Annotated in this window: 21 protein-coding genes; 15 read left to right on the top strand and 6 right to left on the bottom strand. The window is 63.3% G+C overall.

Features of this window, described 5'->3' with window-relative positions:
• Nucleotides 1–48 precede the first annotated feature (48 nt).
• On the bottom strand, nt 49–1,293 hold the full coding sequence (locus tag ABIB90_RS18970) for an MFS transporter (protein ID WP_354163971.1): 1,245 nt from the start codon (nt 1,291–1,293) through the stop codon (nt 49–51).
• A gap of 164 nt (nt 1,294–1,457) precedes the next feature.
• On the opposite strand from ABIB90_RS18970, the gene ABIB90_RS18965 reads away from it, so the two are divergent.
• Nucleotides 1,458–2,810 (top strand): Nramp family divalent metal transporter, encoded by a 1,353-nt coding sequence (locus tag ABIB90_RS18965; protein ID WP_354163973.1) that lies wholly within the window; start codon nt 1,458–1,460, stop codon nt 2,808–2,810.
• Between the two features lie 119 nt (nt 2,811–2,929).
• On the opposite strand, the gene ABIB90_RS18960 is transcribed toward ABIB90_RS18965, so the two are convergent.
• The 3 genes from ABIB90_RS18960 to hemB form a co-directional block, all read right to left on the bottom strand.
• A complete protein-coding gene (locus ABIB90_RS18960; RefSeq protein WP_007603416.1) occupies nt 2,930–3,706 on the bottom strand; it encodes an arginyltransferase in 777 nt (258 codons plus the stop codon).
• A 149-nt stretch (nt 3,707–3,855) separates the two neighbouring features.
• The gene (locus ABIB90_RS18955) at nt 3,856–4,395 is read right to left on the bottom strand and encodes an RDD family protein (protein WP_007611123.1); all 540 of its coding nucleotides are present in this window, start codon (nt 4,393–4,395) and stop codon (nt 3,856–3,858) included.
• A gap of 347 nt (nt 4,396–4,742) precedes the next feature.
• Nucleotides 4,743–5,804, bottom strand: coding sequence for a porphobilinogen synthase (hemB, locus tag ABIB90_RS18950; protein ID WP_354163976.1), 1,062 nt, complete (start codon nt 5,802–5,804; stop codon nt 4,743–4,745).
• A 122-nt stretch (nt 5,805–5,926) separates the two neighbouring features.
• On the opposite strand from hemB, the gene ABIB90_RS18945 reads away from it, so the two are divergent.
• The 6 genes from ABIB90_RS18945 (at nt 5,927) to nrdR (ending at nt 10,215) form a co-directional block, all read left to right on the top strand.
• Nucleotides 5,927–6,424 (top strand): DUF6163 family protein, encoded by a 498-nt coding sequence (locus ABIB90_RS18945; RefSeq protein WP_007603419.1) that lies wholly within the window; start codon nt 5,927–5,929, stop codon nt 6,422–6,424.
• A gap of 508 nt (nt 6,425–6,932) precedes the next feature.
• Nucleotides 6,933–7,451, top strand: coding sequence for a transcriptional regulator LdtR (ldtR, locus tag ABIB90_RS18940; RefSeq protein WP_007603420.1), 519 nt, complete (start codon nt 6,933–6,935; stop codon nt 7,449–7,451).
• A gap of 199 nt (nt 7,452–7,650) precedes the next feature.
• Nucleotides 7,651–7,887, top strand: coding sequence for a hypothetical protein (locus ABIB90_RS18935; RefSeq protein ID WP_354163978.1), 237 nt, complete (start codon nt 7,651–7,653; stop codon nt 7,885–7,887).
• A gap of 37 nt (nt 7,888–7,924) precedes the next feature.
• Nucleotides 7,925–8,146, top strand: a complete 222-nt coding sequence (locus ABIB90_RS18930; RefSeq protein WP_007603423.1) for a hypothetical protein — start codon at nt 7,925–7,927, stop codon at nt 8,144–8,146.
• 258 nt (nt 8,147–8,404) lie between these two features.
• Nucleotides 8,405–9,703, top strand: coding sequence for a serine hydroxymethyltransferase (gene glyA, locus ABIB90_RS18925; RefSeq protein ID WP_007603425.1), 1,299 nt, complete (start codon nt 8,405–8,407; stop codon nt 9,701–9,703).
• Nucleotides 9,704–9,732: 29 nt separating this feature from the next.
• A complete protein-coding gene (nrdR, locus tag ABIB90_RS18920; RefSeq protein WP_007603426.1) occupies nt 9,733–10,215 on the top strand; it encodes a transcriptional regulator NrdR in 483 nt (160 codons plus the stop codon).
• 182 nt (nt 10,216–10,397) lie between these two features.
• Here nrdR and ABIB90_RS18915 read toward each other — a convergent pair whose 3' ends face one another.
• Nucleotides 10,398–10,643 carry a helix-turn-helix domain-containing protein gene (locus ABIB90_RS18915; protein ID WP_354201180.1) on the bottom strand — a complete coding sequence of 82 codons (246 nt, stop codon included), beginning with the start codon at nt 10,641–10,643 and terminating at the stop codon, nt 10,398–10,400.
• 53 nt (nt 10,644–10,696) lie between these two features.
• Between ABIB90_RS18915 and ABIB90_RS18910 the strand changes: the two genes are divergently transcribed.
• Entirely contained in the window at nt 10,697–10,927 is a 231-nt protein-coding gene (locus tag ABIB90_RS18910; RefSeq protein WP_354163983.1) for a helix-turn-helix domain-containing protein, read from the top strand.
• Between the two features lie 340 nt (nt 10,928–11,267).
• Here ABIB90_RS18910 and ABIB90_RS18905 read toward each other — a convergent pair whose 3' ends face one another.
• Nucleotides 11,268–12,311 carry a site-specific integrase gene (locus ABIB90_RS18905; protein ID WP_354163985.1) on the bottom strand — a complete coding sequence of 348 codons (1,044 nt, stop codon included), beginning with the start codon at nt 12,309–12,311 and terminating at the stop codon, nt 11,268–11,270.
• A gap of 584 nt (nt 12,312–12,895) precedes the next feature.
• Between ABIB90_RS18905 and ABIB90_RS18900 the strand changes: the two genes are divergently transcribed.
• The 7 genes from ABIB90_RS18900 (at nt 12,896) to ABIB90_RS18870 (ending at nt 20,554) form a co-directional block, all read left to right on the top strand.
• Entirely contained in the window at nt 12,896–13,720 is an 825-nt protein-coding gene (locus tag ABIB90_RS18900; RefSeq protein WP_354163987.1) for a DUF3800 domain-containing protein, read from the top strand.
• Nucleotides 13,721–14,106: 386 nt separating this feature from the next.
• On the top strand, nt 14,107–15,255 hold the full coding sequence (gene ribD / locus ABIB90_RS18895) for a bifunctional diaminohydroxyphosphoribosylaminopyrimidine deaminase/5-amino-6-(5-phosphoribosylamino)uracil reductase RibD (RefSeq protein ID WP_354163989.1): 1,149 nt from the start codon (nt 14,107–14,109) through the stop codon (nt 15,253–15,255).
• On the top strand, nt 15,255–15,881 hold the full coding sequence (locus tag ABIB90_RS18890; RefSeq protein WP_354163991.1) for a riboflavin synthase: 627 nt from the start codon (nt 15,255–15,257) through the stop codon (nt 15,879–15,881). The genes ribD and ABIB90_RS18890 overlap by 1 nt, the downstream gene beginning before the upstream one ends.
• 151 nt (nt 15,882–16,032) lie before the next feature.
• Nucleotides 16,033–16,524: a 6,7-dimethyl-8-ribityllumazine synthase gene (gene ribH, locus ABIB90_RS18885; protein ID WP_219685266.1), complete on the top strand. Its 492-nt coding sequence runs from the start codon at nt 16,033–16,035 to the stop codon at nt 16,522–16,524.
• Between the two features lie 2 nt (nt 16,525–16,526).
• The gene (gene nusB / locus ABIB90_RS18880; RefSeq protein ID WP_007603430.1) at nt 16,527–17,024 is read left to right on the top strand and encodes a transcription antitermination factor NusB; all 498 of its coding nucleotides are present in this window, start codon (nt 16,527–16,529) and stop codon (nt 17,022–17,024) included.
• A gap of 176 nt (nt 17,025–17,200) precedes the next feature.
• On the top strand, nt 17,201–18,199 hold the full coding sequence (thiL, locus tag ABIB90_RS18875; protein ID WP_354163994.1) for a thiamine-phosphate kinase: 999 nt from the start codon (nt 17,201–17,203) through the stop codon (nt 18,197–18,199).
• A 234-nt stretch (nt 18,200–18,433) separates the two neighbouring features.
• The gene (locus tag ABIB90_RS18870) at nt 18,434–20,554 is read left to right on the top strand and encodes a sodium-translocating pyrophosphatase (protein ID WP_354163996.1); all 2,121 of its coding nucleotides are present in this window, start codon (nt 18,434–18,436) and stop codon (nt 20,552–20,554) included.
• The last annotated feature ends 172 nt before the right edge of the window (nt 20,555–20,726 follow it).

Below are 20,726 nucleotides of genomic sequence, written 5' to 3'. Positions count from 1 at the left end.
TGGGGTAATGGGTCCTGGCTTTCGCCAGGACGACGGCGGAGAAACTGCCTAACACCGCGCCACCACCTCATCGCCCACCATGTCGGGCTGCCGGTCCAGGGCCACCGCGGGCGAGAGCCAGATCACCAGCGCCTGCACGCCGAACACCGCCGCCGCGAGATAAAGGCACGCTTCCGCGCTCCAGAGGCCGCCGACGATCGCACCCAGCGCCGAGCCGACCGGGCGGGCGCCGTAGCTCATGATGTTGATGGCGGAAACGCGGCCGAGCAGGCGAGGCGGCGTCACCGACTGGCGCAGCGTTGTGGTCGAGATCACCCACAGGATCGGCCCGACGCCGAGCAGGAAGAAGCTCAAGGCGGCAAGCCAGGGGGAGGGGACCAGCACCGTCAGCGCCATCACCATTGCGGCGACGAAGCCGGTGACGGGGCCAAGGCCGACCACCGTGCCGAACGCGACGCGCTTCATCACGCGCGTGGCAAACAGCGCGCCGATCACCATGCCGACACCGTACATCGTCAGCACGGTGCCGACGCCGACCGCGTTTAGGCCGAGGTGACGTACGGCGTAGGGCACGAACACCGCGATCTGCAGGAACCATCCGGTGTTGAAGATGAACTGGGTGATGAAGACCGGCCGCAGCAGCGGATGATGAAACACGAAGGCCGCGCCCTCGCGGATGTCCTGGAGCGGATGCCGCCGTGGCGCCGGCGTGCGGGCGGGCTCGTAGATGCCGGAGAGCAGCACGACGGCGATAGCCGAGAGCGCGGCCGCGAAGCCGAAGGCCGGGCTCGCGCCCCACCACCCCACCAGCGCGCCACCAAGCGCAGGCCCGCTGGCGAAGGCGATGGTGCGTGCGAGCTCGATCCGCGCATTGGCCGCCGGCAACAGGTCCGAACTCACCAGCGAGGGCACCAGTGCCGGCGCGGCCACGCTGTAGACGACGGTGCCGCACACGGCGGCAAAGCCGAGCAGCGCCAGCAGCGGCAGGTTGAGCGCGCCGAGCGCGAGCAGCAGCACGATCGCTGCAAGGGCCGCGGCCCGCAGCGCCTCGGCGCCCGCCATCAGCGAACGGCGGGAGATGCGGTCGGCCAGCAGGCCGGCCGGGATGGCGAACAGGACGAAGGGTAGGGTCAGAGCGGTCTGGAGCAGGCCGGTCTGGCCTTCGGCGACGCCGAGCGTCAGCACCGCGACGATGGGGGCCGCGGCCAGCGCGATCTGTTCGGCCGACTGTGCCGCCAGGTTCGACCAGGCGAGGCGGTTGAATGTCTCGGGGAGGCGAAGCGGATTTGACATGGCTCATTTCCTGCAAGTCGGGTTGGCGCCACTATCCGCCTCCGACCACGGCCAAACCCACCCGCTTCCCGACAGGGCGGCACATAGCGGCCGCCGAGGACCGATGCGGCTAGATGCAGTTGCAAATGAGTTGCAATAAGGCTCGACTTCGGTATTCTCGACCCATGGATGCTCGCTCTCCCGATCTGACCCGAGACGCCGCCGGCTGGCGCAATGATGCGCCTGCGACCAAGAGCCTTGCCGAGGTGAATGCCTCGGTCGCCCTCCCCATCGCGGGGGTGTGGTGGCGGCGCCTGCTCGCTTTCGTCGGCCCGGGCTATCTGGTGTCGGTCGGCTACATGGACCCCGGCAACTGGGCGACCGACCTCGCTGGCGGCTCGAAGTTCGGTTACACGCTGCTCTCGGTCATCCTGCTGTCGAACCTGATGGCGATCCTGCTCCAGTCGCTGGCAGCGCGGCTCGGCATCGTCACCGACCGAGATCTCGCGCAGGCCTGCCGTGCGACCTATTCGCCGGCCGTGAATTTCCTGCTCTGGATCGCCTGCGAGGCGGCGATCATCGCCTGCGATCTCGCCGAGGTGATCGGCACGGCAATTGCGCTAAAACTCCTGTTCGGCATTCCCCTGATCGGCGGCGCGCTGATCGCTGCGCTGGATGCCTTTTTGCTGCTCATCCTGATGAACCGTGGCTTCCGTTTCCTCGAGGCCTTCGTCATCGCACTGCTCGTCGTGATCGCTGTCTGCTTCACGGTCCAGCTTGCCGCGGCAGCACCGCCGGTGGCCGAGATGCTGAGGGGATTCGTGCCGAAGACCGAGATCTTCACCAATCCCGAGATGCTCTACATCGCAATCGGCATCATCGGCGCCACTGTGATGCCGCATAATCTCTATCTGCACTCCTCGATCGTGCAGACCCGCGCCTATGAGCGCAACGACACCGGCCGGCGCGAGGCGATCAAATGGGCGACGACGGACTCGACCGTCGCCCTGATGCTGGCGCTGTTCATCAATGCCGCGATCCTGGTCGTGGCTGCCGCAACCTTCCACAAGAGCGGCCATTCTGACGTGGCCGAGATCGGCCAGGCCTTCGAGCTGCTGTCTCCGCTGCTCGGCCTCGGCATCGCCTCGACGCTGTTCGCGGTGGCGCTGCTCGCCTCGGGCCTCAATTCAACGGTGACGGCGACGCTCGCCGGACAGATCGTGATGGAAGGCTTTCTCGACCTGCGCCTGCCGAGCTGGGCGCGCCGGTTGCTGACGCGCGGCATCGCGATCGTTCCCGTGATCGTCGTCACCGCGATCTACGGCGAGCGCGGCACGGCTGATCTGCTGGTGTTCAGCCAGGTCGTGCTGTCGATGCAATTGCCCTTCGCCGTCATCCCGCTGGTCCGCTTCGTCTCCGACCGCCGCAAGATGGGCAAGTTCGTCATCCCGGCGTGGGTCGCGGCGATCGCGTGGATCGTTGCCGGCATCATCGTGGTTTTGAACTTGAAGCTGCTGGCGGATACGCTGTTCGGGTGAACACATCGCGGCTGTCGTCGTCCGGCTGGACCGGACGACCCAGTATTCCAGAGACGGTTGTGATTGACCCGAGAAGCCGCGGCGTACTGGATGCCCCGCTTTCGCGGCACGACGGAGAGCTAATCCTGCGGCTCGGACGCCGCGTCGCCTTGCGCGTCGATGCGCAGCCAGCCTGACGGCGCGAGGCGCTGCTGCGGCAGGAAGCGGGCCTTGTAGTCCATCTTCTTCGAGCCTTCGATCCAGTAGCCGAGATAGACGTAAGGCAGTCCTTGCCGGCGGGCGCGGGCGATGTGGTCGAGGATCATGAAGGTGCCCATCGAGCGGCTGACTTCGCCCGGCTCGAAGAACGAATAGACCATCGACAGGCCGTCGCTGAGCACGTCGGTCAGCGCGACCGCGATCAGCTCCTCGCCGCGGCCGGTGATGCCGCTGTCGGGACCACGCTTGCGGTACTCGATGATGCGGGTCTCGACGTGGCTGTCCTCGACCATCATGGCGTAATCGAGCACGGTCATGTCGGCCATGCCGCCATGGCGGTGACGGGAATCGAGATAGGCGCGGAACACCGAATATTGCTCGGAGGTCGGCACCGCGCTGCGCTGCTCGCCGATGATGTCGGCGTTGCGCGCGATCACCTTGCGGAAGTTGCGGGAGGGGCGGAACTCGTTGGCGATCACCCGGACCGAGACGCAGGCGCGACACTGGTCGCAGGCCGGACGGTAGGCGATGGATTGGCTGCGACGGAAGCCGCCATGGGTCAGGAGGTCGTTGAGGTCACCGGCGCGCTCACCTACGAGGTGCGTAAACACCTTGCGCTCGTGTCGGCCCGGCAGATAGGGGCAGGGTGACGGCGCCGTGAGGTAAAATTGTGGGGTGTCGCGCGAGTGCTGGGTCAAGGGACGTCGTGGGCCTCCAAAATGTGCATCAGCATCGCGCTACAAAAGCCCCCGGTCAATCGGTCTACTCGGCAGGTCACATCGGTCAGCATAGCGGGTCCAGGTTGATAGGTTCTTGATCCGGGTTGGTTGATCAGTAGGTCCTTTGATCAGTAGGTTCTGGCGCCCTGAGGCACCGGCGCACGAACGGAATTGTTGATCACGACCGTTCCCAGCACGAAATCCTGCAGCAAGCGCCTGCGGCCGTTGAACAGCCCGACCAGCACCACGAAGGGCGACAGGAACGAAACGGTCACCCAGAACAGCACGGCGTGGGTGGCGCCGAGCACGAAATAGCCGGGCGCGCCGTACCAGGTGCGGAGCTCCAGATCCATCACGCGCATGCCGATGGTCGCGGACGACGGACCGCCGATGCAGGCGCCGTAATAGACGATGGCCCAGATCACGGAGGCAGGCCAGGCCAGCCAGAACAGCGCCCAGCCGATGCCGAGCGTAACCACGCCGAACACCGCGATGAAGAGGTAGCCGAGGATCACCGGCACCGAGATCACGACCATGTCGATCAGGAAGGCGAACACCCGCCGCGTCGCAACGCCCCGGAACAGTTCCGGGTGCAGATAGGGATCATAGGCATGCGGCTGCGCCCCACCGTCATTGCGCCAGGCATTGCCCGAGTCCGAATACGACATGACCGTTCTCCCGAGGGAAACTCCCGTGGCAGGACTCCCGTGGAAAGACATGGGAACAGGTCGTCCGCGCGCCAAGGGTGCCGGCATTAACAAGCCGAAATATTCCGGCAATTCGGGGGCGGCGGAGGCGGGAGGAAAGGGCGCTGACGCCACACCCCTCAGTGTCGTCCTGGCGAAAGCCAGGACCCATTACCCCAAGGAGAAGTTTGGCCAAGACTGGAGGTTGGTACGTTCGCCGGTGTCGATACTGCGTGCTCTCGATAGATCACGCGGTATGGGTCCTGGCTTTCGCCAGGACGACGATGAAGAGACAGATGTGCCCGGCCGCGCCGGGACGACGTTGGGGCTTACCCCTGCGTCCGCAGCTTCTCCGCTGCCTTCGGCGCGAAATAACTCAGCACACCGTCGGCGCCGGCGCGCTTGAAGGCGAGCAGGCTCTCCATCATGGCGCGGTCGCCGTCGAGCCAGCCGTTGTTGGCGGCGGCCGCGATCATCGCGTATTCGCCGGACACTTGGTAGGCGAAGGTCGGCATCGCGAACGTGTCCTTCACGCGGCGGACGACGTCGAGATAGGGCATGCCGGGCTTGACCATCACCATGTCGGCGCCCTCGGCGATGTCGAGCTCGACCTCGCGCAACGCCTCGTCGGTGTTGGCGCTGTCCATCTGATAGGTGCGCTTGTCGCCGGTGAGCGTCTTGGCCGAGCCGATGGCATCGCGGAACGGGCCGTAGAAGGCGGAGGCGTACTTTGCGGCATAGGCCATGATCTGCACGTCGAGCAGACCGGTGCGATCCAGGCCCTCGCGGATCGCGGCGACGCGGCCGTCCATCATGTCGGAGGGCGCGATGATGTCGCACCCGGCTTCGGCCTGCACCAGGGCCTGACGCACCAGCACGGCGACCGTCTCGTCGTTCAGGATCTTGCCGTCGGAGATCAGGCCGTCATGGCCGTGACTGGTGAAGGGATCGAGCGCGACGTCGCAGAGAATGCCGATCTCCGGGAATTCCTTCTTGATTGCGCGCACCGCCTGGCAGACCAGATTGTTCGGGTTGGTGGCTTCCGAGCCCTCCTCGTCGCGCAGGGACGGCTCGGTATAGGGAAACAGCGCGAGGCAGGGGATGGTGAGCTTCATCGCGCGCTCGGCGTCGCGCACGGCCTGGTCGACGCTGAGACGCTCGACACCCGGCATCGAGGCGATCTGCTCGCGCTTGTTGTTGCCGTCGATCAGGAACAGCGGCCAGATCAGATCGTCCGTCGTGAGCACGTTCTCGCGCACCATGCGCCTGGCCCATTCGGCCTTGCGGTTGCGGCGCGGGCGGACGGTCAGATCGAGGGCAGGGGAGGCCCCAGTGCCATCCCGGCGCGAGACCTCGCGCAACTCGATCGGACGTCCGTATTTGATCGCCATTACTCTTCCTCCGGCTGGAATTATTCTTATACCAGCTCGCATGGTTCCCGTCACCGCGGCTTGACCTGCCGCAAAAGATGGCAGCCGATTGATTTTGCGGGGCAAAGCAGCCAGAAGGGGGCATGTCCGAGATCTCCACCCGCGATGCGGCCCGCGACAGCGCCAGGGACGCCGTCCGAGACAATGCCAGAGACAGCGCAATGTCGGTGGCGGCGATCTCGTCGGAGCGGGCTGAGTCCGACGACAATGTCTGGACGCGCCGGCTCGTGCTGTTCCTGCGGGTGATGGCGCTGCTCTCGATCCTCAAGGGCCTCTATCATTGGGCGCAGGTGACGGGCTTCGTCGGCGGCGAGGACGAGGCTTTCGAGAACCAGTCGATGGCCTGGCAGGCCTCGACCATCTACTTCGCCGTGATCGAGCTCGTTGCCGCGGTTGGGCTGTGGCTCGCCACACCCTGGGGCGCGGTGGTGTGGCTGACGACCGTGGTGTCGATGGCGGTGATCGAGCTGATGTTCCCGGGCATCTACGGCGGCAGCCTGGTCGTGGTCGGGGTCGAAGCCTTCATGCTGGCGGCCTATCTCGCACTCGCCTGGATGGCCGCACGCGAACGGCCGCCATAGCAAACTCGATTTCAACGTTCACACACACTCTCTCGTGCCCCGGACGCTGCGCAGCACGCAGTGATGCGCTGCTGAGCCAGGGCCCATCTCTCCACAAGCTCGTTTGTGGCCCCTGGATCCCGGATCTTCGCTCCGCTCGTCCGGGACACGAGGGCGCAGTTGTGCCCGCTTGGTTGACGGTTGGTTGCGTAAAATTCGACGTAAGTTTTCGCTAACCAGCATGTTCCGCCACAGCTCTTACGCGGCCGTTTCGAAACGGGGCGGGGCTGTTCTGGAATGCGACAATCGGGGCGGACGGAGGGTGAACAGGACCTTGCGAGAGTCAACAGACTATTGCGAAAAGTGCTTGTGGCACAGGCTTAATCCGCAATTCACTGTCTTAAATTCATGATCTCTTTATTCTCTTATTTAAGCCGATCTTCAAACGAGCCCCTTAAGTTGCACCTATCAGACGGGACACAAGTTTCGTCGAATGAGTGTCGATAAAAACGACAACAGGGGAAGTGTCATGATGAAAGCCGTCGCAACTGCGGCAGATACCGCAGAGCGCGTCTCCGGCCAGCAGGGTTCGGTGCAGACGCTCTATCTGGAAGCTTTGACTCTGGTGGAGCGGCTGCATCGCCGGCTGCTCGACGTCATCAAGGACGAGTTCGATCGCCGCGGTCGTGCGGACATCAACTCGGTTCAGGCGCTGCTGCTCTACAACATCGGCGACAAGGAGCTGACCGCGGGCGAACTGCGCACGCGCGGTTATTACCTCGGCTCCAACGTCTCCTACAATCTGAAGAAGCTCGTCGAGCTCGGCTTCCTTGACCATCAGCGCTCGCGCGTTGATCGCCGCTCGGTGCGCATCCGCCTGACGCCGCAGGGCCAGGAAGTTCGCCGCATCGTCGACTCGCTCTACCAGAAGCACGTCAAGACGGTCGAGCAGGTCGGCGGCATCTCGGGCGAGGAGTTCTCGACCCTGAACAAGTCGCTGCACCGCCTCGAGCGGTTCTGGACCGACCAGATCCTGTATCGTCTCTGAGCTCTTTCGACGGGATTTGGCCAAGCCGGCCCACAACAAGACCGGCAAGCCTCCCGAACGTGCCTGAGCTTCCCCAAGCGCGCCGGCCCGGCTGTGTCCGGACCGGTGCGTTTTTATTTCGCGGTTGCGAAAAAATTCCCCGACACCAGGGAACGAGTTCCCGGTTCGATGCTTATCTCCTCCGGATCGGAGGCTGACGATGCTGGTCGAGCGTGGCGTTGGGGTGATGAACGTGGAACTCGTGAGCGAGGCCTACGCCATCGCCGCGAACTATCTTCGCCGCTCCGGCGCGATCCGGGACACCCTCGTCACCGACGAACGCCTGCTCGAGATCGTTATCAAGCTGCTCCAGCTCGGCGAATTCAACAAGATCAGGCTGGCCAACAAGGCCATCGTCAGGTTCGAGGCGCAGTCCGAGGCCAAAGCGGTTGCCTGATCTCAACTCCCAAACGCGGCAAGAACCAGAGGGTGCCATGGAAGCTGCCATCGACCGGATCATGCATACCTACGATTTGCTCGCCAACCGCACGTCTGCGGCGAGCGCGGAGGCGCGGGAAAAGGTGACGAACTACCTCAACACGTTGATGGAAGCCGGCGAGAAGGACACCCACAGGTTGACGGTTTGCGGCCTCACCTATCTGCGGCAGCTCGACGGCAGCGTGGACCCCGTGAAGGCGGGGTATACCGGGCTTTAGAGCTCGGCCGGCCAGTCAGACGGTCGCACCGCGCGGCGTTTCGAGCCCAAAGCGGGCCTTTCAGGACATGGACGACCGGATGCCGCCCGGTCGTCCAAATCCTCCAATCCCACCATATCTTGCATAAATCACAGGTCCGACCCGCAAACCCTTGGCCTGTTGCGGGCAATGTGGTAGATCGCGCACGCCGCTTCCGATCGCCACACCAGACCCGCCCGTAGCCCGCCAAAAGGCTGCGGCGGTGGAGATATTCGCAAGATGACCTTCGCCAAAACCGCCTCCGCGCCCGATTCGTTTTTCACCGCCTCGCTCGAGCAGGCTGACCCGGAAATCGCAGCCGCCATCAAGGGCGAGCTCGGCCGCCAGCGTCACGAGGTCGAGCTGATCGCCTCCGAGAACATCGTCAGCCGTGCCGTGCTGGAAGCGCAGGGTTCGGTGATGACCAACAAATATGCGGAAGGCTATCCGGGCGCGCGTTACTACGGCGGTTGTGAGTGGGTCGACGTCGCCGAGAACCTTGCGATCGATCGCGCCAAGAAGCTGTTCGGCGCCAACTTTGCCAACGTGCAGCCGAACTCCGGCAGCCAGATGAACCAGGCGGTGTTTCTGGCGCTGCTCCAGCCCGGCGACACCTTCATGGGCCTCGATCTTGCGGCCGGCGGCCATCTCACCCACGGCTCCCCCGTCAACATGAGTGGCAAGTGGTTCAAGGCCGCGCACTACACCGTGCGCCGCGAGGACCAGATCATCGACATGGACGCGGTCGCCAAGCAGGCGGAGGAGGTCAAGCCGAAGCTGATCGTGGCCGGCGGCTCGGCTTATTCGCGCGCCTGGGACTTCAAGCGCTTCCGCGAGATCGCGGACAGCGTCGGCGCGTACCTGCTGGTCGACATGGCGCACTTCGCTGGTCTCGTCGCCGGCGGCGTGCATGCTTCGCCCGTGCCTCACGCGCACATCACCACCACCACGACCCACAAATCGCTGCGCGGTCCGCGCGGCGGCCTGATGCTGTGGAATGACGAGGCGCTGACCAAGAAATTCAACTCGGCGATCTTCCCGGGCCTGCAGGGCGGCCCCCTGATGCATGTGATCGCGGCGAAGGCAGTCGCCTTTGCCGAGGCGCTGCGGCCGGACTTCAAGGTCTATGCCAAGAACGTCGTCGAGAACGCCAAGGCGCTGGCCGAAGCGATGAAGAGCCACGGGTTCGACATTGTCTCAGGCGGCACCGATAACCATCTGATGCTCGTCGACCTCAGGCCGAAGGGCCTGAAGGGCAACGCCTCGGAGAAGGCGCTGGTTCGCGCCGCCATCACCTGCAACAAGAACGGCATTCCTTTCGACCCCGAGTCGCCGTTTGTCACCTCCGGTATTCGTCTGGGGACGCCAGCGGCGACCACCCGCGGTTTCGGCGTCGCTGAATTCCAGCAGGTCGCCAGCATGATCGCCGAAGTCCTCAACGCGATCGCGCAATCTTCCGACGGCAAGGCGCCGCTGGTGGAAGCCGCGATCAAGGAACGGGTCAAGGCGCTCACCGACCGTTTCCCGATCTATCAGTAAGGCTCAAGAAAACCGGTCAAGGTCAACGGATGCGCTGCCCGAACTGCAACAGTCTCGATACGCAGGTGAAGGACTCGCGTCCGACCGAGGACTCTTCCGTGATCCGCAGGCGGCGCGTGTGCGTCGCCTGCAATTTCCGCTTCACCACCTTCGAGCGCGTGCAGCTGCGCGAGCTCACGGTGATCAAGCGCAACGGCCGCCGCGTTCCGTTCGACCGCGACAAGCTGATGCGCTCGGTGTCGATCAGCTTGCGCAAGCGGCAGGTCGAGCCGGAAAGGGTGGAGAAGATGGTCTCCACCATCGTGCGCGAGCTCGAGACCGGGGGCGAAGCCGAAATCTCCTCCGAAGTGATCGGCGAGACCGTGATGGAGCATCTGCGCACGCTCGACGACGTCGCCTATGTCCGCTTCGCCTCGGTCTACCGCAATTTCCGCGAAGCCAAGGATTTCGCCGACGTGCTCGGTGAGCTCTCCGGTGAGGAGGAAGCGCGGCTCGCCGCGATCCGCAAATGATCTTCCGCATTCTGAAGAATCATTTGTTGCTATAAGCTATTGTTTTAATTTAGTTTTTTGAGGTGGCCAAAATGAGTGGCCCCCACGGTGGCCCCCAAAGGAGCCGGATAAAAGCGGAGAGTTTCGGACAAAAACAAACCGCCCTGAGGGGCGGCTTTTTCGTTGGCGCTCGTGCGGGCCGATCACTTGCCGGACTTCCACGGCTTCAGCTCGCGGTCGTTCATGACGTCGATGCTGTCGAGGTCGATCAGCGTTTTGCGCCCGCGCTTGTAAGCGATGATCGCGTTGGCGTTGATCTTCTCATAGAGCGTGGTGTGGCCCATCTTGGCGTAGGCACATGCCTCCTTGACCGTCGCCAACCGACGCGGCTGGCTGAAAACGGCCTTCTTCTGACCGCCGTACTTTTTCTGTTTGTCACGGCGCGCCATCTTGAATACTATAGTCTGTAGCACTTTAGTCTTCAAGTTCAGATGATGGCGGGGTGGCCAGCCCCAACATCACGTTAGGAAAAATCATCTCCGGTCTAAGGCAGTCAGCTGGACTGTCCCAAGAGGAGCTTGCGGAACGCGCAGGCATCCATAGGACCTATGTGAGCCAGATAGAACGCGGTCTGAAATCTCCGACGATCGTTATGCTTTTGAAGCTGTCGAAAGCGCTGGAGACACCCCCCAGCAAGATTATGCGTCAATTGGAAGAGCAAGTAGTTGGGTAACCCCGTGTCCCATACAGCGAAAGCCGAACGGCGCAGGACGAGAGAAAGCTGAGTATCGATTTAAGATCGACGCCTATGGACGGTCATCCGGCCGTGGCTCGCTCGCGGGATTCCTTGCATTTTCCCAAGGATTTACCTATAGTATCGGCGTGACGCCGCACCAGTGGTCAGACCGGTGCAGCGCCACGCCTACACTATGGTGGTTGCATAACAACCTCCTTATCGGGGCTTACCGTGACCGCCCCGTTTCGCGCCGCATAGCTACTCGGGGTTCCCACCCTTTCGCTTCCCCTCTGCACCAGTGCCACGGCCTCATGCAGACGGATTGGTACCGGCGGGCTCAGCCCGCCGTTTTCTTTTCCCACGGTAAGACGAGGGCTTCTTGGGACGGCCTCGTTTCAGCGCGGATGTTGTCCGCGTTGCGAATGTTGTCCGGTAGGCCAGCCTTATTGGCTACGAGCCGCCATTTGCGCCGAAACTCATTTGGCGAATAGGGACGGTCGTTGGCCTCGCAGATGATCATCGGACCCGATGTCGGTACGGCCGGAAGCTTTTCGAGTTCTTCCAGCACCATCGGCAACCTGGTTATGTCTACTTCATGCGGAATCTTCCGCTTGACCTTGTCTACCGTGGTGAAGCGCAAAATCAGCTTGTCATCCACGTCGGTCCAACGCAGCCCGCGAACCCACTTCTCGTTGCCCCAAACAATCGTTGAGGGCATCGGATCTGAAAGCGGAATCCACTCGCCGATTACATCGACCTGACGCAGCCTCAGTTCAAACTGGAGAGCCTGCGCTAGTGCGATCGAAGGCCACCCAATGTCATGGGCCTTCCGGCGTAAAGCCGTCGCGTACTCGGCCGTCATCGGCACCTGACGCCCCGCCGCTGCGGGGAAGCGTAGCGTACGCATGATATGGGCGAACGGGATGCAGCGGGTGTCACCCAAGATAGTTGCGCCGAAGCCGGACAGAAGCCGCAGCTTAGCTGCCAGAGCATGACCCATGGCAATCTTACCGCCATCAGCCCACTGGTTGTATAGGCCCATGATGCGATCGGCCGTAAGGCTCTCGATGGCATAGTTCCCGAAGTCAGCCACGATCTTGTTCAGATTGCCGTCGTAGCCGTTCCGGACCCTATGCTTGAGCTGGAAATAGGGTGAGCGCTGATCAGTCCGATAGCACTGCACAAGCCCTGCAAGAGTCCCATCAAAGGACTGCGGGCGTATCGTAGGTGCAGACATAGCCGCTGTTAGCTGCGCCGAAGGGCCGGGAAGTCCGAGTTCGCGGGCCAGCGCTTTGAACTGCACAATCTTCTCCAGCCGCGCCCGGAGGGCAGCTTCTTCCTCTTCGAGAGAGGCAAAGATGGGCAGAGATTCGCGTTCCATGGTTCCAGCTTATAGGCCGGCAACCATGGTCTGGTCAAGAGTGGGGACAAGAGCGCTGAGCCCATCCTTCGGGCCTTTGGTGTCAAGTATTATAATCGCCATTCGGATCATGAGGATGTTGCGACAAGCCGAAGTTACAGCACGCATGGCCCTTGCTGAATCGGACCCGGTTAAGGCCGAAGCCCTCCACGTCCTCGCTCTCAAGTACTTCGACAAAGCGGACAGGCTGCGGGCAGAGCAGAGAACGCCGTTACGCGACCCGAGTAGGCCACCGGACGAAATCCAGACGCAAGTGGCCCCCGCGCTGCCAACTGAGACCCCGCCAGATCGGCCCGGAAGTTTATGGTACCAAGGGGGTAAATAGAAGCGACATGGAACATTTGGCCCGCAAGCGAATTGTTCTAGCCTGTGGATATAGCTCGGAGAACATGGTATAAGTAATTGGAATTACTGTGCTTTATTCTCTTGTTGATTTGTTAGTTCGCGCTAGTTATATAGGTCTCGGCCACGGTTCAACGTGATCGTGTCCAGTTCCGGAGCCCGCGCATTCAGTTGCGCGGGCTTCCGCGTATCTGGGGCAGGGAATGTATATCGCCTTTCTCGACGAGTTTGGCCACATTGGTCCGTTTGTTGGCCGCTCCGACAGGAAATACAACCAAAGTCCAGTGTTCGGGCTTGCTGGCTTTTTGTTGCCCCACGGGAACGTGCGATCATTCGCGACTTGGTTTCTCCAATACAAAAATCAACTATTGGATGCGGACCTAGAGGCGAGCGGTAATCATCCTGCGACATGGGAAAAAAAGGGCACAGAACTCTTCACCACCAGAAACATACGGCAATACAAGGCCCTCAAGTCGGCAGGTTCTCGAATCGTCAATCAGATCTACAAGCGCGACGGGCGTCTTTTTTATTACGGTCGGCACAAATACCAGACACCGGACAAATCAAAAGCCAGTGGCCTCTATTCGACCGTCTTGGCTCATTCGGTTCGCAATATTGATCGTTTTTGCGAGCAGCAAAACGAGCAATTTATGATGATCTTGGATCAACATTCGGATCGCATTAAACTGCTCGAAACAGCAGCCAAAACCATGTTCGGAAGCGATCCCGCTAGAAACTTAATCGAACCGCCGTTTCAAGTGGAAAGCCACCTCTACCAAACCATTCAAGCGGCGGACTGGTTAGCTACTTGGATTGGTCGGCTGATGGCGCACAGGGTCTTACCCAGTCAGTATGGCGATTGGCACTGGGCCGAAACTCACATTGGCACCAAGGTCGATGCGTACTCAACGCACAGCAGCCTTTGGAAACCGCGACCGCTGCCGCAACAAACCGTGGTGGTAACGACCGCAACGGTCGCCGTCGTGAAAACGACCAAAACGCTCACCTGGGGGAAGCCAAGAAAGTAAGTTGGCCTACTTTGAAATCCCGAGTGGCCTATTTCGGCCAGTACCCCCATTTGCTCTTTCACCAAGTGGGGCGCTCTGCTGGCTTAATCCCTGCCAATATCGTTTCGTCCGCGTTTATAGGACTATGGCTTGCCGGAAACGTAGACAAGCCAAGGCCGATTGCCGATTTTATTGCCGCTAACTTAGAAGGCTAACGATGTTGCAGAGCGAAGGCCAAGATCGGACGACCCGGAGCAATCGAAAGCCTGCATTGACAGGGCTAAGGAGATCGGCGCGGACGAAGATATTGGTGGCAACGACCAACCAACGTCCGAAGCGTCCTAAGCAGAAACACAATTCCACCTCTTATAAGATGCAAAATTGGGGCCGATGAAGTGGTCTTCCGAATGATCGAAAGCATCCTGGAGGATCAATTCGCGCAGAAGGCGCGCGAGTCCAGGGATGCCGACCGGCGCTTCATGGAGCTTGCGCTGGCGCTCGGCAGGCGCGGGCAGGGACGTACCTGGCCCAATCCCGCCGTCGGCGCCGTCATCGTCAAGGACGGCGTGATCGTCGGCCGCGGCTGGACCCAACCGGGGGGACGACCGCATGGTGAGCCTGAAGCGCTGCGGCGCGCGGGCGAGGGCGCGCGCGGCGCCACGCTCTACGTCACGCTGGAGCCGTGCTCGCATTTCGGCAAGTCGCCACCGTGCGCCGACGCCGTGATCGCCGCCGGCATCAAGCGGGTGGTGGCCGCGATCGAGGATCCCAATCCGGAAGTCGCGGGTCAGGGCCATGCACGCCTGCGTGCCGCCGGCATCACGGTGGATGTGGGTCTGTGCGCGCGCGAAGCCGCCTTCGATCATGCCGGGCATTTCCGTCGCATCAGGGATCACCGCCCGCATGTGATCCTGAAGCTCGCGGTCTCGCCCGACGGCAAGATCGGCGCGGCCGGCGGCAAGCCGGTCGCGATCACCGGCGAGGCGGCGCGCAACCGGGTGCATCTCCTGCGCGCCTCGAGCGACGCCATCCTGGTCGGCATCGGCACGGTGCTGGCGGACGATCCGCTACTCGACTGCCGCCTGCCGGGCATGGCAGCGCGCTCACCGGTGCGCGTGGTGCTCGATCAGAGCCTGCGCATTCCCGGCGCAAGCAAGCTCGTGGGCTCCGCGCGCGAGATTCCGCTGTGGGTGGTGGGTTCTGAACTGGCGGAGGCCGCGGCCGCCACGCGGCTCGGTGCTGCCGGCGCCCAGGTGATCCGCGTGCCGCCCGGCAACGCCTCGGGACTCGATCTTGCGGCGGTGCTGCATGCATTGGCCGGGAAGGGCATCACGCGGCTGATGGTCGAGGGCGGCAGCCGCGTCGCGGCGTCCTTTATCGCCGCCGACCTCGTTGACGAGATCTGGCTGTTCCGCGGCGCGGAGGCGGTGGGCGCCGACGGGGTGGATGCGCTCGCTGCATTGCCCCTGTCGAAAATCACGCAGTCGCAGGCCTACAAGGTTCATGCTAGCGAGACCTTCGACAAGGATACTCTCACCATCTACGAGCGCGCGTAATGTTCACCGGCATTGTCACCGATATCGGCGAGATCGTCGGCTTTACGCCGACTGCGCAGGGCCAGTTGCACCGGCTGCGCATCGCCTGCCGCTACGACCAGACCACCATTGCGGACGGCGCCTCGATCGCCTGCAACGGCGTCTGCCTGACGGTGGTTGCGTCCGGCGTCGAAGGCGGCAAAGACTCTGCTCAAAGGACCTGGTTCGACGTCGATGCCGCGGCCGAGACGCTGGCGCTAACGACCGCCAAGCACTGGAGGGTCGGCACCAGGCTTAATCTCGAGCGTGCGCTCAAGATCGGCGACGAGCTTGGCGGGCATATCGTCGCCGGCCACGCCGATGGCATCGCGACCCTCGTGAGCCGCGAGGACCTGCCCGACATGGCGCGGTTCGAGCTCTCCACGACGCGGGAGCTGGCGCGGTTCATCGCGACCAAGGGCTCGATCACGCTCGACGGCGTGTCGCTGACGGTTAATACGGTGAAGGACGTGACCTTTTCGGTGCTGATCATCCCGCACACCCTGACAGTCACGACGATCGGCGGCTGGAAGGCGGGGGACGAGGTTAATATCGAGGTCGATCTGATGGCGCGCTACGCGGCGCGACTGACCGAAACGACTGCGTAGCCGTCATTCCGGGATGGTCCGCAGGACCAGACCCGGAATCTCGAGATTCCGGGTTCGATGCTTCGCATCGCGCCGGAATGACAGTTTAAAACTTGGCTTGCCGGCTTGCGGCGACTACAAAACGGCCGACCCAAAATAGACGGATTGAGCAATGGCAGACGCGCGGCGCGCACCCCTGAAGGACCAGACCGACATCTCCGGCGCGCGCGCGCTGATTGTCGAGGCGCGGTTCTACGACGATCTCCAGGACGCGATGCTGGAAGGCGCGGTGGCCGAGCTGAAGGCGGCCGGTCTGACCCACGACGTCATCACGGTTCCCGGCGCACTGGAGATTCCTGCGGCGATCGCCATCGCGATCGATTCCGCGGCCGCCAATGGCAAGCCCTATGACGCCGCGATCGCGCTCGGCTGCGTGATCCGTGGCGACACCATCCATTTCGAGATCGTCTCGCAGGAATCCTCGCGCGCGCTGATGGACCTGGCGGTGGCGCGCAAGCTGCCGCTCGGCAACGGCATCCTCACCGTCAACACCGAGGCGCAGGCCTGGGCGCGGGCGCGCGCCAGCGAGCTGAACAAGGGCGGCGACGCCGCGCGGGCCGCGATTGCGATGCTGCGCATAAAGCGCCGGCTGGCGCGGGCTTGATCATGGCCGATAACAACAAGAAGCCGCCGGTTGGCACGGAGAAGAAGGCGAACCGGCGCGGTGCGGCGCGGCTCGCAGCCGTGCAGGCGCTGTACCAGATGGATATCGGCGGTGCCGGCATCAACGACATTTTTGCGGAGTTCGAGAGCCACTGGCTCGGCAACGAGGTCGAGGGCGACACATATCTCCCGGCGGAAGCGGCGTTCTTCCGCGACGTCGTCTCCGGCGTCGTGCGCGACCAGAAGAAGCTCGATCCGCTGATCGACGAGGCGCTGTCGAAGGGGTGGCCGTTGAAGCGTATCGAAGCGATCCTGCGCGCGGTACTGCGGGCAGGGGCCTACGAATTGGAACACCGCAAGGACGTGCCGGGCCGCGTCGTCGTCTCCGAATATGTCGACGTCGCCAATGCCTTCGTCGACCGCGAGGAGACCGGCATGGTCAACGCGGTGCTCGACCAGATCGGCCGCCAGTTTCGCGGTGACGAGTTCGGGCGGGGGTAGATTGAGGCGCAGGGCGGTGATTTGATGCGATGTGGCTGCCCCGTATTCCGCTGTCATCACCCGCGAAGGCGGGTGCTCCAGTACGCCGCGGCGGTGGTGCTTGAGCAGAGGCGGCTCGGCGTACTGGATCGCCCGGTCAAGCCGGGCGATGACAGCGATGTATGTGGCGGACGCTAATGACCAGCCCGCACAATCCCTCCGCCGAAGACTCCCTCATCGCGCGCTATTTCAAGCCGCTGGCGACTGATCCCGGCGCGTTGGGGCTGGTGGACGATGCCGCCATCCTGCAGGCGCTCGGCAGCGACATCGTCGTCACCACCGACGCGGTGGTCGAGGGCGTGCATTATCTTGCCACCGATCCGCCCGATACCATCGCCCGCAAGGCGCTGCGGGTGAACCTGTCCGATCTCGCTGCCAAGGGGGCCGCGCCGGCCGGCTTCGTGCTGACACTGGCGCTGCGCAGCAGGGAAGACGCCTGGCTCAGGCCGTTCGCGGACGCGCTCGGCGAGGATGCGAAAGCCTTCGCCTGTCCGCTGCTCGGCGGCGACACGGTGTCGACGCCGGGGCCGCAGATGATCTCGATCACCGCCTTTGGCCGCGTGCCGCAGGGGCGGATGGTCGGCCGCACCGGCGCCCAACCGGGCGACCGTATTCTGGTGACGGGAACGATCGGCGACGCCGCGCTTGGCCTCGATGTGCTCAAGGGCGGCGCGGTGGCGAATGCGCTGGCCTCCGATTCGCACGCGCGCGAGACTCTGATCTCGCGCTATCGCGTGCCGCAGCCCCGCAATGCTCTCGCGCAAGGCGTGCGTGAGCATGCGACGGCTGCGATGGATGTCTCCGACGGCCTTGCCGGAGATCTGACCAAGCTCTGTGCGGCGTCAGGCATCTCGGCCACGATCGACGTGACGAGCGTGCCGCTCTCGGCCGCTGCCGCCGGCCTGATCGCACGCAACGTCGTTTCCGTTGAGACGCTGCTGGCCGGGGGGGACGATTACGAGGTGCTGTGTACCGTTCCGGCGGCGCAAGGCGACGCGCTGATTGCCTTGGGGCGGGCGGCAGGCCTTGCCGTCACGGCGATCGGCACGATCGTCGCGGGCCATGAGCGGCCGCGCTTCCTGGACGGGCAGGGCCAGGAGCTGGTCTTGAAGCGGCTGTCCTACAGCCACTTCTAGGAAATGCTCCAAACCGGCGTCCGGGCTGCCAAGACCGGCTAAATACCTGCCGAGATCGGCTTTTCGGCCTTATCTGGCGTTGCACCCTCAATTTGATTTTGGCAAGGTCGTGACCGACTAAGGCCGCGCCTTCGGGCAAGGGGCGGCCTTTTTCAAATCAAGGCGCCGCACCGCACGACGGAAAACAAAAGGCGCCGGGGGTACGTTCATCAAGGATCTGAGGCAAAAAATCACATGACAGCATTATGGTTGATTGTGCTCTGCGGAGTGCTTTCCGTCGTCTACGCGATCTGGGCGACGTCTTCGGTGTTGAGCGCGGATGCGGGGTCTCCGCGCATGCAGGAAATCGCGGCAGCGGTGCGCGAAGGCGCACAGGCCTACCTGCGGCGTCAATACACCACGATCGGAATGGTCGGCATCGTCATCTTCGTGCTGCTTGCCTATTTCCTGGGGCTCTATGTCGCGATCGGTTTTGCCATCGGCGCGATCCTGTCGGGGGCGGCCGGGTTCATCGGCATGAACGTCTCGGTCCGCGCCAATGTGCGCACCGCCCAGGCGGCGACGACGTCGCTCGCGGGTGGTCTCGAGCTTGCCTTCAAGGCGGGCGCCATCACCGGCATGCTGGTGGCGGGTCTCGCGCTGCTCGGCGTGACCCTCTATTTCGGCTTCCTGGTCCATTCGCTGAAGCTTGCGCCTGACAGCCGCGTCGTCATCGACGCCATGGTGGCGCTCGGCTTCGGCGCCTCGCTGATCTCGATCTTCGCCCGTCTCGGCGGCGGCATCTTCACCAAGGGTGCGGACGTCGGCGGCGACCTCGTCGGCAAGGTCGAGGCCGGCATTCCCGAGGACGATCCGCGCAACCCGGCCACCATCGCCGACAACGTCGGCGACAATGTCGGCGACTGCGCCGGCATGGCCGCCGACCTGTTCGAAACCTATGCGGTGACCGCGGTCGCCACCATGGTCCTGGCGGCGATCTTCTTCGCCAAGACGCCGATCCTCGCCGACATGATGACGTTGCCGCTCGCCATCGGCGGCATCTGCATCATCACCTCGATTATCGGCACCTTCTTCGTGAAGCTCGGGCCGAGCCAGTCGATCATGGGCGCGCTTTACAAGGGTCTGATCGCAACCGGCGTCCTGTCGCTGGTCGGCATCGCCGGCGTGATCTATTACCTGATCGGCTTCGGCAAGCTCGCCGGCGTCGACTATACCGGCATGGCGCTGTTCGAGTGCGGCGTGGTCGGCCTCGCCGTCACCGCGCTGATCATCTGGATCACCGAATACTACACCGGCACCGACTATCGTCCCGTGAAGTCGATCGCCCAGGCCTCGGTGACCGGCCACGGCACCAACGTGATCCAGGGCCTCGCCATCTCGATGGAGTCGACCGCGCTGCCCGCGCTCGTCATCATCGCCGGCATCCTGGTCACCCACAGCCTCGCCGGCCTGTTCGGCATCGCGATCGCGACCGCCACGATGCTGGCCCTCGCCGGCATGGTCGTCGCGCTCGACGCGTTCGGTCCGGTCACCGACAACGCCGGCGGTATTGCCGAGATGGCGGGCCTGCCGAAGGAGGTTCGCAAGTCGACCGACGCGCTCGATGCGGTCGGCAACACCACCAAGGCGGTGACCAAGGGTTACGCGATCGGCTCCGCCGGTCTCGGCGCGCTGGTGCTGTTCGCGGCCTACAACGAGGATCTCAAGTTCTTCATTGCGGACTCCGCGCACCACGCCTACTTCGCCGGCGTCAAACCGGACTTCTCGCTCAACAACCCCTACGTCGTGGTGGGCCTGTTGTTCGGCGGTCTCTTGCCGTATCTGTTCGGCGCGATGGGCATGACGGCCGTGGGCCGCGCGGCGAGCGCGATCGTCGAGGAGGTCCGCCGACAATTCCGCGAGAAGCCGGGCATCATGCAAGGCACCGACAAGCCGGATTACGGCAAGGCGGTCGACCTTTTGACCAAGGCGGCGATCAAGGAAATGATCATCCCCTCGCTGCTTCCGGTGCTGTCACCGATCTTCGTCTACTTCGTGATCTATGCGATCGCGGGGGGCGGGGCGGCCGGCAAGTCGGCGGCGTTCTCGGCCGTGGGCGCGATGCTGCTCGGCGTGATCGTGACGGGCCTGTTCGTCGCGATCTCCATGACCTCGGGCGGCGGCGCCTGGGACAACGCCAAGAAGTACATCGAGGACGGTCATTTCGGCGGCAAGGGCAGTGACGCCCACAAGGCGGCCGTGACCGGCGACACCGTCGGCGATCCCTACAAGGACACGGCCGGACCGGCGGTGAACCCGATGATCAAGATCACGAACATCGTTGCCTTGCTGCTGCTGGCGGTGCTCGCGCACTGAACCAGAGGCAGCTTTCCTGCGACAAACCCGCGGTGCAAGCCGCGGGTTTTTTGTTATCCGCTTTGCGGAGACCGTCGCCATGAAGTTCGAGACGACCAGATGTATCCGGTGCGGCTGCGACATGTTGGCGGCCGACAGTGTCTGTCCAGCTTGCGGCAAGGCGCAAAGAGGC

Origin of the sequence: Bradyrhizobium sp. JR4.1 (assembly GCF_040548605.1) — a bacterium.
GTDB classification, from domain to species: Bacteria; Pseudomonadota; Alphaproteobacteria; order Rhizobiales; family Xanthobacteraceae; genus Bradyrhizobium; species Bradyrhizobium canariense.
Note: the sequence above shows the minus strand (reverse complement) of the source record. Positions and strands in the feature narration are given on the sequence as shown.

Excerpts from the sequence above, each read along its gene's own strand:
- ABIB90_RS18970 (WP_354163971.1), bottom strand. The coding sequence starts at position 1,293 with ATGTCAAATCCGCTTCGCCTCCCCGAGACATTCAACCGCCTCGCCTGG.
- ABIB90_RS18965 (WP_354163973.1), top strand. The coding sequence starts at position 1,458 with ATGGATGCTCGCTCTCCCGATCTGACCCGAGACGCCGCCGGCTGGCGC.
- ABIB90_RS18955 (WP_007611123.1), bottom strand. The coding sequence starts at position 4,395 with ATGTCGTATTCGGACTCGGGCAATGCCTGGCGCAATGACGGTGGGGCG.
- hemB (WP_354163976.1), bottom strand. The coding sequence starts at position 5,804 with ATGGCGATCAAATACGGACGTCCGATCGAGTTGCGCGAGGTCTCGCGC.
- ABIB90_RS18945 (WP_007603419.1), top strand. The coding sequence starts at position 5,927 with ATGTCCGAGATCTCCACCCGCGATGCGGCCCGCGACAGCGCCAGGGAC.
- ldtR (WP_007603420.1), top strand. The coding sequence starts at position 6,933 with ATGATGAAAGCCGTCGCAACTGCGGCAGATACCGCAGAGCGCGTCTCC.
- ABIB90_RS18935 (WP_354163978.1), top strand. The coding sequence starts at position 7,651 with ATGCTGGTCGAGCGTGGCGTTGGGGTGATGAACGTGGAACTCGTGAGC.
- ABIB90_RS18930 (WP_007603423.1), top strand. The coding sequence starts at position 7,925 with ATGGAAGCTGCCATCGACCGGATCATGCATACCTACGATTTGCTCGCC.
- glyA (WP_007603425.1), top strand. The coding sequence starts at position 8,405 with ATGACCTTCGCCAAAACCGCCTCCGCGCCCGATTCGTTTTTCACCGCC.
- nrdR (WP_007603426.1), top strand. The coding sequence starts at position 9,733 with ATGCGCTGCCCGAACTGCAACAGTCTCGATACGCAGGTGAAGGACTCG.
- ABIB90_RS18915 (WP_354201180.1), bottom strand. The coding sequence starts at position 10,643 with ATGGCGCGCCGTGACAAACAGAAAAAGTACGGCGGTCAGAAGAAGGCC.
- ABIB90_RS18905 (WP_354163985.1), bottom strand. The coding sequence starts at position 12,311 with ATGGAACGCGAATCTCTGCCCATCTTTGCCTCTCTCGAAGAGGAAGAA.
- ABIB90_RS18900 (WP_354163987.1), top strand. The coding sequence starts at position 12,896 with ATGTATATCGCCTTTCTCGACGAGTTTGGCCACATTGGTCCGTTTGTT.
- ribD (WP_354163989.1), top strand. The coding sequence starts at position 14,107 with ATGATCGAAAGCATCCTGGAGGATCAATTCGCGCAGAAGGCGCGCGAG.
- ABIB90_RS18890 (WP_354163991.1), top strand. The coding sequence starts at position 15,255 with ATGTTCACCGGCATTGTCACCGATATCGGCGAGATCGTCGGCTTTACG.
- ribH (WP_219685266.1), top strand. The coding sequence starts at position 16,033 with ATGGCAGACGCGCGGCGCGCACCCCTGAAGGACCAGACCGACATCTCC.
- nusB (WP_007603430.1), top strand. The coding sequence starts at position 16,527 with ATGGCCGATAACAACAAGAAGCCGCCGGTTGGCACGGAGAAGAAGGCG.
- thiL (WP_354163994.1), top strand. The coding sequence starts at position 17,201 with ATGACCAGCCCGCACAATCCCTCCGCCGAAGACTCCCTCATCGCGCGC.
- ABIB90_RS18870 (WP_354163996.1), top strand. The coding sequence starts at position 18,434 with ATGACAGCATTATGGTTGATTGTGCTCTGCGGAGTGCTTTCCGTCGTC.